The sequence below is a fragment of the Spirosoma sp. genome (assembly GCF_048594605.1).
Classification (GTDB): Bacteria; Bacteroidota; Bacteroidia; order Cytophagales; family Spirosomataceae; genus Spirosoma.
In genome coordinates this window covers 19043-31228 of the sequence record NZ_JBMDWV010000064.1, presented here as the reverse complement: position 1 = coordinate 31228, position 12186 = coordinate 19043, and the positions used below count along the sequence as shown (strand labels likewise).

The following is a 12186-nucleotide window of genomic DNA, read 5'->3' as shown; positions in this document are numbered from 1 at the left end:
TTGGCAGTATTTGTCACTTTTAGTTGACAAACTATTGGAATGTTACAAAAAAACTGATCGATCTAATCTATTTTCATTTTTTCACCGATTATCTTTGTTTCCCATTTTCGGGTTTTTATATGTTTTAATTAATCTATACTCACTAATGCGGAAAATTTTATTAGGTAGCTGGCTACTTTTACTGTTATTCTGTTTGCCTGCACTGGCTCAGGATATAACGGTGAGTGGTCGTGTAACTTCATCAGAAGACGGAGCCGCCCTTCCAGGCGTGACCGTACAAATTAAGGGTGCTAATCGAGGCACAAACACCGACGCACAGGGCAATTATCGATTAAGTGCCCCTGCCAATGGCTCACTCATTTTTAGCTTTATTGGCTACACATCGCAGACAGTCGACATCAGCAACCGTTCGACGGTGAATGTCTCCCTTATTGGGGATGCTCAACAACTAAGCGAAATTGTGGTAATTGGCTACGGAACCCAAAGCCGTCAGGATGCCACAGGAAGCATTGGATCAGTCAAAGGTTCAGCCATTGCTCAGATGCCGATTCAAAGTTTCGAGTCAGGCCTGGCAGGACGTACCGCTGGTGTTCAGATTACAGTACCCAATGGCGTACTGAATAACCCACCGGTTTTCCGGATTCGTGGTACAAACTCCATCTCGCTTAGCTCGTATCCACTGATCGTTGTCGACGGTGTTCCCACGTTCACAGGTGATTTAGGTTCGACCAATGCGCCAAGTAACCCATTGGCCAGTATCAACCCGAATGATATTGAAAGTATGGACGTAGCCAAAGATGCGGCTGCTACGGCTATCTATGGTTCTCGTGCTGCCAATGGTGTTGTGTTTATCACAACCAAACGCGGCAAATCGGGTAAGGTGAAAGTAAACTACGATGGTTGGGTAGGTTTTTCCAATACGTATCGTTTACCCCAGTTGATGAATGCTCAGGAGTACATCAACTACAAAACGTCGGCAGTAGCTAATAACCCTACTTCGTCAGCCAAATTTGTTCAGACTAACGACGCCAATGGCAATCCTATTGATACAAAATGGTATGATTACATTTATCGGCAGGGCGTTTCACATAGCCATAATATAAACCTTTCGGGGGGTAATGAGAACACTAATTATTACTTTTCTACGGGTTATACATCCCAACAGGGGGTTATTCGTAAAAATGACTTTAAGCGGCTTAACGTCCTGTTCAATGTAGATAGTAAGCTCAGCAAGCTGTTTACAATCGGTGGTAAAATTGCTTACTCGAATGAGAGAAACCTATCGGCAGGTTCGTCAGGTTCGTTAAATGGCGAAGCTTTTAATACCAGTGGTTTGGGTCGTGTCGGTTTGGTGTTACCGCCTATTCTGCCTGCGTATAAGAATGATGGTTCATACAATATCGATGGCGCTGCAATCGGTATTGCCGGAAATATTACCGGTACTGCCATTTCCTACCCTAACCCGCTTCCCACGCTGGACCTAAACCGGTCAAATACGGAAAATGATCACATTCAGTCCAATGCTTATCTCCAGTTTAAACCGTTAGATTGGATCACCTTGAGGAGCACCTACGGAATTGATTATTTACTGGTTGACAATGATCTGTTTCAGTCGCCTATAACCAGCGACGGTAACGCTGATAAAGGGTTTGCCACCAGTAACTTCCGCAAGCTGAAAACATGGGTATGGACCAATACGGCCCAGTTTGAACGGTCATTTGGTGGTGCCAACAATTTCAACTTGCTGTTAGGTCAGGAGCAGCTACGTACAACTCAGGTTGGTTATGGATTGAATCGTCGGACGTTGTCAGATCCCGATTACAACGTAATTCAGGCAGGATGGGTAACGAATAACTCATCTAACCTGATCTTTACGGAAAACTATCTTCTTTCGGTCTTCGGCCGGTTGAATTATAACTACAAAGAGAAATATTTTCTGAGTGGTAACCTGCGCCAGGATGAATATTCTGCTTTGGGTGTGAAGAAAGGCGTGTTCTATGGGGTTTCTGCGGGTTGGGAAATCGCCCAGGAGAGCTTCTGGAAGAATGCCCACATCGATAATATATTCAGCAGCTTTAAAGTCCGGGGTAGTTATGGTAAAGTAGGTAATATTGGTGGTATCAATGATTATTCGCCGTATTCGCTGTATGCTTCCGGTTTATACGGTGGGGCTGCTACGCTCTATTTCCAAAGCGTAGGTAATCCGAACCTTCAGTGGGAAACCAGCACCAAAACCGATGTTGGCATCAACTTCGGTATATTGAATGATCGTATTACAGGTGAACTTGCCTATTACAATAATGATATCAATAACCTGATCCTGAACGTAGCACAGGCTCCTTCTACGGGTATTCCTGGCCCACTTGGTCCAGTAACTACCGTAGTGTATCCGCCCCAAAACGTTGGAACCATGTATAACAGAGGGCTGGAAGTTTCCCTTAACGCTCGGGTTGTTAATACAAAGGCTTTCCAATGGTCGTCTAACTTTAACGTAACCTTCAACAAAAACGAAGTAACTGCGTTAGCTCCCGGGCTGAATGTGATTCAGACATCTACAGGTTCTTTGGAAACGGTAAACCAGACGGCCCCCGGCTATTCGCTTGGTCAATTGTGGGTTGTTCGTACGGGCGGAGTTGACCCAGCAACGGGCAAACGTATTTTCATCAATTCGGCTGGCCAAAATGTTTATTACCAGTTTTATGCGCCAACCGGTCAGTTTAACTACTCGACCACTCCTGATGGCAAAACTCGCTACGTTAGCCCAACGGGTGGCTCGTCCATCACGCAGGCTGCCGATGCTGTTATGTATGCAAACGTAAACCCTAAAGTATACGGTGGCTGGGACAACAATTTCAGATATAAGAATTTTGATTTAGGCGTTCTGCTTACGTATCAATTAGGTTTCTCTGTGTATTACGGCACTAACGCTGGGTTACATGATCAGCGCTTCTGGAACAATGACCGTGATGTACTGACAGACGCCTGGCAGAAAGAAGGTGATGCCGGTAAAAAATACGCAAGGCCTGTATTTGGCGATAATACGTCGAATGGTTCGGCTTTCCCATTGGATATCAATGTGTTCAAAGGCGACTTCCTGAAAGTGCGTTCGCTTACGTTAGGCTACACGCTTCCGGCTACGTTGTTGTCGAAGGCTAAAATCAGTACCCTTCGTTTGTACGTGAGTGGTCAAAACCTAGCCGTTCTTACAAAATACCCAGGTCCAGATCCAGAGGTATCGTCCAACGGTACCGGTACGGGTAGCAACACCAGCCAGGGCGTTGACAGAAACACAGTCGGTAATGCCCGAACCATCACAATCGGCCTTAAGGCTGGCTTCTAATCTTGATCCGAAGAGACATCCATGAAAAAGAAAATAAATTATTCAATACTATTTTGCCTAACTCTGTTGGGCTTAAGCTCCTGCGACCGAAGTTTGCTTAATCCTATTCCTCAGACGTCCGTATCGGATGCCTCAGCGTTTAGCTCAACAACTCGGGTGCAAACTCAACTTCTGTCGCTCTACGGTGCCCTGAAGGACGGGAATTTTTACGGCGGGCGCTACGTCATCTATGGCGATATTCGGGGCGAGGATTTTATCAATGAAACCTCTAACCTCGTTACAGGTTCAGACGTGTGGGGCCTGAATGCAACCAATAGCGCTACGGCTGTGGTAAACCTGTGGTATTTTGCTTACCTGACTATCAACAAGTGTAATATATTTCTGGACGGGATGGAGGCTGGTGGCTCCGCAGTAGTAGGTGCCGAAGCAGCCGCTAAATATATTGCCGAAGCAAAGTTGATCCGGGCACTGAGCTATTACAGCTTACTTCAATATTATGCCCGTCCGTATATCGACGGAAATGGGAACAAACCCGGTCTTCCATTGCGTCTAAATGGTATCAGAGGTGTTGGGCAATCCAATCTGGCCAGAAGTACAGTGGCTGAAGTGTATACGCAGGTCCTGAAAGACCTTAATGAAGCCGAAACGGGTTTGCCGTTGAAATATGCTACCGATGCTGAGAATACAACCCGGGCTCATAAAAACACAGCGATCGCGCTGAAGACAAGGGTCTACCTGAGCATGCAGAATTATGCCAGTGTCATTACAGAAGCTAACAAAATTGTTAGTGCGACGGCTCCTTTCAGCGCTCCTACTGGTGTTGCCCATGCGTTACAGGCTGATATCACTACAATATTTACGTCGCCGAACTACACAACGACGGAGTCGATAATGTCGATGCCAATGACCGCAACAACAGGTGATTTCCCGGGTACGCAAAATCAGTTAGCCTATTATTACTCACCCAACGCAACAAATGGGGGTATTGGTAATGGCGAATACTCATTAAACCCAAAAGGAATTATTGCCGATACAACATGGAGAGCTGCTGATAAAAGAAGGGCTTTCCTCAAGACGTCGGGTACGGGTGCTACCGCGAAAACCTGGTTGATCAAGTATAAAGCAGCTAGCCCATATACCGACTACGTACCGGTTATACGCTATGCAGAAGTCCTGTTGAATCTGGCAGAAGCTAAAGCTCGTACTGCCAATGCAGTAGATGCTCAGTCAGTTGCTTTATTGAACGCCGTTCGTCAGCGGTCAGATGCAACAAAAACGTACACGGCTGCCAGCTTTGCTTCATCAACTGATCTGATCAATGCAATTCTGCTGGAACGGCGGATCGAATTTCTGGGCGAAGGCTTACGGAATAATGATCTGGTACGTTTGTTACAAACAATTCCAGCTAAAGGGACAGTACCAGCTAAAACACCTTCTGAGCCAAACTATATCTGGCCAATCTCGGCATCGGAGCTTGCTTTGAATACGTTGGCTACAGATAACTAATCGGCTATTATGTACAACTAGTAACCAAGCCTGGTTTCGAGATAGGCTAAAATTAGGCATCAACACTACGTTGATGCCTGAACACAATTTATGAATCGGTGCTGAAGTCATTCGGCACCGATTTTTTTGTGAGTTCGACAAAATAACCTGCTTTTCGGTTTCGGCAATGTAAGGACGCTTAAGCTATTATTTTTATTGGCTGCGTCTTCAGGAGCATCGTTTCTTTTCAACGCCTAAAGCCGTATCTTGTCGATAAGAACCTGTTCGGTGGGTTTTGAATCCATATGAATACTGACGGATCAATCATAAAAAGCGACGTAAATACGACTGATGCACAAGCCAGTCAGCCAGCATTGAAGCGAATCAATGTTTCCTCTGAAATTGGTACGTTGAAACGGTTGTTAATTCATAGCCCGGATCGTGGTTTAGGCAAAGTTGTCCCTTCAAAGGCGCAGGACTGGCTGTTCGAAGATATTGTCCATCTGGATATGATGCGCCGGGATGAGTACGATTACTACGTTAAGCTTCTACTCTATTTTTTAGATCCTGATAAAGTTCGGGGACAGATAAACGCATTAGGTCCTGATTCGGATCGTAACTTTTTCAAGCCCGATCATTCCGATTATTTCCGGTCCGATAAAGTGATTGATATTCAGTCACTTCTAGCTGATATCTTGGCCGACAAAAGCATACGCATCCGGCTAATCGCAGCTATCTGCGGTATTGAACGTACTTCATTTCGAACTCAGCAACAATTAAATCAATACGATCCTGCCGAATTGGCGAAGATTATGATCTCTGGTTCATTGCCCGATCTGACTATGCTCTTTGCCCCTCTACCGAATTTTATTTTTACGCGTGATATTGGCATTGTGATCAATGATCACATTTTGCTTAATAAACCGGCTAAGCTGGCCCGCACCCGAGAAGCGCTACTGACGCAATATATTTTCTTTAATCATCCACTATTTGCTGACTATCAGGATAAAATCATTGAGATTCCTGACAATGAGCACGCGTTCTTACTGGCTGATTCTGACACAAACCGCGACGTAACACGCTCCACTCTGGAAGGGGGGGACGTAATGATGATCGCTAAACGGCATCTGTTGATTGGCGTTAGTGAACGGACTACGCTCTACGCTGCTCAGCAGGTAATGAAACTGGTGTTTGATAAAGACCTGGTCAGCAAAGTCACAATCATCAAGATCCCGAAGAAACGCGATTACATGCATATCGACACGATTTTTACGCAGGTAAAACGTAACGTTTGGGTGTTATTAGGTTCACTCGGCCGAACAGGCGACGAAGCAAAGCAGCAGGATGTACTGCATTTTTTTGCACCGAAAGACATTTCGGAAGAGCTAAAGATTCTTCAATTCAAAAAAGGAGAAGAGCAGACGCCTGCTGAGTTCGAAAACCTTGAAGATCTGCTGACTGACATTAGCACAAACGATTTGAGCGCTACAGAGCCCATACAATTTATATACTCAGGCAACAATGAATTTCCGTTTGGTGCGCGGGAGCAATGGACAGACTCCTGCAACCTACTGGCTCTGAAAGACGGTGTAGTTGTTGGGTATGACCGTAACGAAAAAACGGCCGACGCTTTTCGAAAGGCTGGGTTCGACGTAGTCCCTGCCGCTAAACTGCTGGATCGGTTTGAACAAAGTAAATCTTCGCCAGAAACTATCGAGAACACGTTTATCATGCTTCCTTCGGCTGAGTTGTCACGAGCCAGGGGGGGCTCACATTGCATGAGTTTACCATTATTGCGGGAGGAAATCCAGTAGAGTGCCGGGCTGCCGTTGCTTGATTTGGCGCTTTGGTGCTAACTTGCTACGGTTAAGTACAAACGCTATTTCAAATTATGCAATCTCAAGCTACCTCTCGTCTCTTAATGATTCGGCCTGTTCAGTTCTCGTTTAATGAACAGACAGCCGAATCGAATGCGTTTCAGGATGTTACACTGGCGACGCAACGTGAAGATACAGTGCAGGAGGAGGCTCTGCGCGAGTTCGAGGAGATGGTACGTCAGTTACAGGCTATGAGTGTGGACGTAACAGTATATGAAGATACCGTTGATGCGAACACCCCTGATTCAATTTTCCCCAATAATTGGGTGTCTTTTCATGCCAGTGGAACGGTTGTACTTTATCCAATGCAAGCTGAAAACCGTCGGCTGGAACGGCGGCAGGATATTATTGATGACCTTTCCCGGAAATACCATATTGCCCGGATCATTGACCTGACCCATTTTGAACAGGAGGGTAAGTTTTTGGAAGGAACCGGCAGCCTGGTTCTCGACCGAATGAGTCGCGTAGCGTTTGCCTGCTTATCACCGCGTACCCATCCTGATGTTCTGGCCGAATTTGCCCGTCAAACCGGCTATCGCACGGTTTCTTTCCGGGCTGCCGATGCCAATGGGCAGGCTATCTATCATACCAACGTACTGATGTGTATTACGGATACAATGGCTGTCGTATGCCTGTCGGCTATAACCGATCCCGACGAGCGGCTCATGGTACGTCAGGAATTGGAAAACCTGAACAAGCGAATTGTTGATATTTCTCTGGAGCAGATGGCCAATTTTGCCGGAAACATGCTTATGGTATTGACCAAAAAAGGCCGTAAATTATTGGTTATGTCGACCCGCGCTTTTGAATCGCTGACGCCCAAGCAGATCGACATTCTGGACGACTACGCTACGTTACTTCATTTCGATTTACCAATAATTGAAGCCAACGGCGGTGGGTCTGCCCGCTGCATGATTGCCGAGGTGCATCTGCCCAGAAAATAACCCCGTTGATGAGAGAATTAATACATTTTATTGAGAGTTACCGATTTATTTTTCAATTTTTGTTTGCACATACAAATATCGGCGTGTACCTTTGCTAACAGCGAATGAAAATAACAAGTATGACAGAGGACACTATTGTTGCGGTAGCCGGTAAACAAAAAACCTCATCCCGTTTTAGTGCTTGTTTATTGTTTTCTGCAAACGCCCTGGCGCGAGCGATTACAGCTATAGGAGATGAAGAATTTGGTCGTTTCGGGTTATGCTATTCACACGCTTACTTATTATGTGAAGTAGTAGCTCAGCCGGGTATAAGCCCATCGCAGTTAAGCGATACGTTGTACCTGACTCCCTCAACAATAACCAGGTTAGTCGAAAAACTAGAGCAAAAGCGGTTGGTACGACGAGAGTCGGAAGGAAAAAAGACACTCATTTTTCCAACTACAGAAGGCGAATTGTTACAGCCCGCTATATCTGAAGCCTGGAATCGGGTTGGGGAGCGTTATTCTCAGGTAATTGGTGAGCCAAATGTTTGTCAGTTGACACAGCAAGTATTAAAGGCGGCTCAGGCACTTGGAGGAGGTCTATAAAAAAATTTATTCAAAAAATTGTTTGCACATACAACAACTAATAGCCATGAAAACGAACGAAGAAACTGTAGGACTCATTGTTGGAAATGCAACAGAAACGACAAAAGACATTTGCCGCTCATTGGCTAAACAGGGTATTTCAGCAATTGTAGTGCAAAAAGAAGCCGTTGCCGAAGAGGCCGAGGATACGTCCCGGCAGTGGTCGGGTCAACCGGGAAAAGATCTTTTCTTTAACGGCTGGAAATTACTGTTTTAGTAAAAAGTAATTCTTTGCTGATCCATACAAAGTGCTCAACGTTGAGCACTTTTTTTATGAATAAAGTATCCGCTTCATTCTACGGTAGCAGGTAAGTTTTACTAGATTAGACCGCTGACGCAACGTTTGCGACGGCAATAGCATCATTCAGGAAGATCAACTAAATCGCTTTACGTATGAACGTAGTAAAAATAAGTCTGGCAATCGTAGTAACGCTTCTGTTTAGCCAGATTATCCACGCTCAGAATGGACTTGTTGGTAACGGTCAGGTTATTAAGCAACAACGTACCATCGGTAGTTTCAACAAATTAGCAGTACGAGTTGGCATGCGGGTACGTATTGTAGCTGGAGACGCTACTAAAGCCGATCTGGAAGGAGAAAGTAACGTCCTCGAGCACGTAATAACCAATGTAAAAAACGGCGAACTCACCGTAATGCTATCGGAGAAGCAAACCTTTAAGCAGACAAAAACGGTAACCGTAACCATCCACGTAGCAAACCTCAATCGGATACTTGTCAGTACCGGCTGCTCTGTCGAATCGGATATACCTATTCAGAGTGAATCATTAGCTACCACGGTCGAAACGGGTAGTCGACTGATAACAGCAATTACCACAAAGAAGCTAGACCTGACAGTAAAAGAAGGATCGCAGGCAAATTTAAAAGGAACGGCTACAGTAGCTGACATTCATCTGTCGGGAGCTGGTAAATTACAGGCCGAGAAACTAACTATTACGCAGGCTACTATTCAGCTCGATGGAGCCAGCCGCGCCGATATTCACGTAACGGAAACACTGTCAGCATCAGCAGATGGCGTGAGCACAATCAATTACACGGGCAATCCTACAGTTAAATCGCAGGACGCAACGGGGCTGTCTAAAATACGGAAGCAGAGTTAGGAAGGAAACAAAAATGGCGACACCCAACTGGTCGTCGCCATTCTGAAAACCCACTCTATGAGAAATTAAATGTCTATGTTTACTGACCTCCCAGCGGGAATGAATAGCCAACAGTTAACTGACTGTTAATGGCTCTGTTATTGGTGTTAAAGCCGATATCTGGATCTCCAAATGAATACATACCCCGAGCTTCGATCGTAACGTGGCCCGGTCCGGCTTTCAGAGCAGCGCCTATGCCAAGTGCACCGCCAAAATCGAAACGATTTTCTGAATTATCAATCGGTATTTTTTTCCCTTCAAGGCTTCGGCTGGCTAGATAGGCGGCATAAGGACCGACGTTTACAAAAAAGCGGTGCCCATCGTAACTACCCGATGAGATCTTGAGAAATAGAGGCACTTCTAGCGCGTCCACAGCGCCTTTTAGCGATATAAGCCCTATGTCGTCGCTCACTTTTAATCCATAACGGGCATAATTTACTTCTGGCTGGAAAGAAAACATACCGGCTCCAAAATTGAAAGTCAAGCCTCCTACAAAGCCCAGCCTGGGCTTTAGAAACGGCTGGTTTTCAGTAAAGAATATATTCGTAACGCCCCCTCGTACCCCAATCCGAACACCCGATGAACTCGACGTAGCAACTTGTGAAGTTACCGGCTGCTGTGTCCGACGAGTTGTCGTGGGCTGTGAGCTGCTATAGTCTGTAGTCGGGCTCTGACGTTGCGGTGTAACAGGAGTCGATGCAGGTGTGCTCGTTTGGGACGTAGTGGTGGATTTTTTGTTATAACCATGATACTGATCATACAACTCCTGCCTTCTGTTTGTGCTGGTCGTTGACGTCGGCTGAGTGGCTGTTGTGCTACTAACTTGCGCAAACGACAAATCCGTTGACACAACAAGCAGGGTTAGAAAAGAATAAAAGCATTTCAGGAAGTTCATAGTTGGTGATAATTATGTAAGATTAGTCGCTAAAATATTAAATCCTTTAACATGTCTGAGGCAACGGTCATTTAGTTGAGTATACGGTTTTGTTGACAAAACATTTTAGAGAGAAGTAAAGTAAATAACAAGAACCGCTTTACACCGCCTATTTACTCACTCCGTTGCGAAGTAATTATGAAAACTGAACACCAGCGTACGGCCCTGATTACGGGGGCTAATAAAGGAATTGGAAAAGAGATTGCCCGGCAACTGGCCCAGCAGGGTTTCGCCGTATTTATTGGTGCCCGCGATGCGGCTAAAGGCCGGGAAGCATCGGAAGAGCTTTGTCAGCAAGGATACGAGGCCACCTTTATAGAGCTCGACGTAACAGATCCGGTTAGCATCCGGGTTGCATGCGGTACGTTTTCTCAAAAAGCCGATCATCTGGACGTATTGGTAAACAATGCCGGTATTCTGGAAGACCATGGTGAAGATATTCTCAAGCTGAATACGGAAATGCTTGATCGTACCTTGAAATCCAACGTTATTGGGCCTATTCTGGTGACGCAGGATTTTTTACAACATCTGCAGAAAAGCCCAAATGGTGCCCGCATCATCAACGTATCGAGTGGAGCCGGTTCATTGAAAGATATGAGCACCTATGCTCCGGCTTATAGCATTTCCAAGACAGCGCTAAATGCCGTAACGAAACAATTTGCCGGGGCACTTAAGAATCAGAACATTGCCGTTAATTGTGTAGATCCGGGTTGGGTTCGTACCGACATGGGCGGACAGCATGCCAGTCGGTCCGTCGACAAAGGCGCTGAAACCATTGTGTGGTTAGCCACCGCTGCCCCCCAATCGGAAACCGGTAAATTCTGGCATGATAAACAGGAAGTAGATTGGTAAAGTACTGAGCAGATAATATCCTAAACGGTGTCAACTTTTAAGTTCCTGATTTTGTTACCAAGTCGGGCAGTTACCGTTTTGCCTGTTATCTTTGCGGCTTCATTTGGCCGTCACGCTATAATTCTATTATGTTATCCATCAGTAATTTACAAGCCGTTATTGGCGATAAGCAGATATTAAAAGGTCTTGACCTGGAGGTTAATGCTGGTGAAGTTCACGCCATTATGGGTCCAAACGGGGCTGGTAAGAGCACACTGGCATCTGTCTTGGCTGGCCGGGAAGACTATGAAGTGACGGGTGGCAGCGTACTATTCGACGGAAAAGATCTTTTGGAATTGGCTCCCGAAGAGCGTGCTGCTGAAGGTATTTTTCTGGCATTTCAATATCCGATAGAAATTCCCGGCGTAAGCACGACTAACTTTTTGAAAACAGCACTCAACGAAATCAGAAAACACCGTGGGCAGGACCCCCTCGATGCTGTGCAGTTTCTGAAGTTGATGAAAGAAAAGATGAAGCTCGTTAACATCGACCAGTCATTATTAAGTCGGTCGTTGAACGAAGGATTTTCGGGAGGAGAGAAGAAACGTAACGAAATTTTTCAGATGGCTATGCTTGAACCCAAACTGGCTATTCTGGACGAAACCGATTCAGGCCTGGACATTGATGCACTACGTATTGTAGCCGATGGGGTTAACAAACTCCGTTCGCCCGAACGTTCGACCATCGTCGTTACGCACTATCAGCGGCTACTGGACTATATCGTGCCCGACTATGTGCATGTGTTATATAAAGGACGCATTGTTAAATCTGGTCCAAAAGAATTAGCCCTCGAACTGGAAGAAAAAGGATACGACTGGATTAAAGCCGAAGCACTATAAGCGTTTACAGTTTGTGAGTTTTCGGTTCACAGTTGGCTAACGAATCAAATTATAGCCGCCAGCCAATTGTAAACCAGAAGACTGAAAACTATTAA

The 12186-nt window shown here is 45.6% G+C and carries 10 protein-coding genes; 9 read left to right on the top strand and 1 reads right to left on the bottom strand.

Going from position 1 to position 12186, the window contains the following annotated elements:
* Positions 1–145 precede the first annotated feature (145 nt).
* The 7 genes from ACOJS8_RS03760 to ACOJS8_RS03730 all read left to right on the top strand — a co-directional run bounded on the left by ACOJS8_RS03760 (position 146) and on the right by ACOJS8_RS03730 (position 9388).
* A complete protein-coding gene (locus ACOJS8_RS03760) occupies positions 146–3340 on the top strand; it encodes a SusC/RagA family TonB-linked outer membrane protein (RefSeq protein WP_420147195.1) in 3195 nt (1064 codons plus the stop codon).
* A 21-nt stretch (positions 3341–3361) separates the two neighbouring features.
* Positions 3362–4846, top strand: coding sequence for a RagB/SusD family nutrient uptake outer membrane protein (locus ACOJS8_RS03755; protein ID WP_420147194.1), 1485 nt, complete (start codon positions 3362–3364; stop codon positions 4844–4846).
* Positions 4847–5130: 284 nt separating this feature from the next.
* Entirely contained in the window at positions 5131–6639 is a 1509-nt protein-coding gene (locus ACOJS8_RS03750; RefSeq protein WP_420147193.1) for an arginine deiminase family protein, read from the top strand.
* 77 nt (positions 6640–6716) lie between these two features.
* Complete coding sequence (gene ctlX / locus ACOJS8_RS03745; RefSeq protein WP_420147192.1) at positions 6717–7646, top strand: citrulline utilization hydrolase CtlX; 930 nt, start codon at positions 6717–6719, stop codon at positions 7644–7646.
* A gap of 104 nt (positions 7647–7750) precedes the next feature.
* Complete coding sequence (locus ACOJS8_RS03740) at positions 7751–8233, top strand: MarR family winged helix-turn-helix transcriptional regulator (protein WP_420147191.1); 483 nt, start codon at positions 7751–7753, stop codon at positions 8231–8233.
* Positions 8234–8279: 46 nt separating this feature from the next.
* Positions 8280–8489, top strand: coding sequence for a hypothetical protein (locus ACOJS8_RS03735; protein ID WP_420147190.1), 210 nt, complete (start codon positions 8280–8282; stop codon positions 8487–8489).
* Between the two features lie 176 nt (positions 8490–8665).
* Positions 8666–9388: a head GIN domain-containing protein gene (locus tag ACOJS8_RS03730; RefSeq protein WP_420147189.1), complete on the top strand. Its 723-nt coding sequence runs from the start codon at positions 8666–8668 to the stop codon at positions 9386–9388.
* A 79-nt stretch (positions 9389–9467) separates the two neighbouring features.
* Here ACOJS8_RS03730 and ACOJS8_RS03725 read toward each other — a convergent pair whose 3' ends face one another.
* Positions 9468–10322 carry a porin family protein gene (locus ACOJS8_RS03725; protein WP_420147188.1) on the bottom strand — a complete coding sequence of 285 codons (855 nt, stop codon included), beginning with the start codon at positions 10320–10322 and terminating at the stop codon, positions 9468–9470.
* 177 nt (positions 10323–10499) lie between these two features.
* On the opposite strand from ACOJS8_RS03725, the gene ACOJS8_RS03720 reads away from it, so the two are divergent.
* Both ACOJS8_RS03720 and sufC read left to right on the top strand, forming a co-directional pair.
* Positions 10500–11213: an SDR family oxidoreductase gene (locus tag ACOJS8_RS03720; RefSeq protein WP_420147187.1), complete on the top strand. Its 714-nt coding sequence runs from the start codon at positions 10500–10502 to the stop codon at positions 11211–11213.
* A gap of 128 nt (positions 11214–11341) precedes the next feature.
* Positions 11342–12091: a Fe-S cluster assembly ATPase SufC gene (gene sufC / locus ACOJS8_RS03715; protein ID WP_420147186.1), complete on the top strand. Its 750-nt coding sequence runs from the start codon at positions 11342–11344 to the stop codon at positions 12089–12091.
* Positions 12092–12186: the final 95 nt, after the last annotated feature.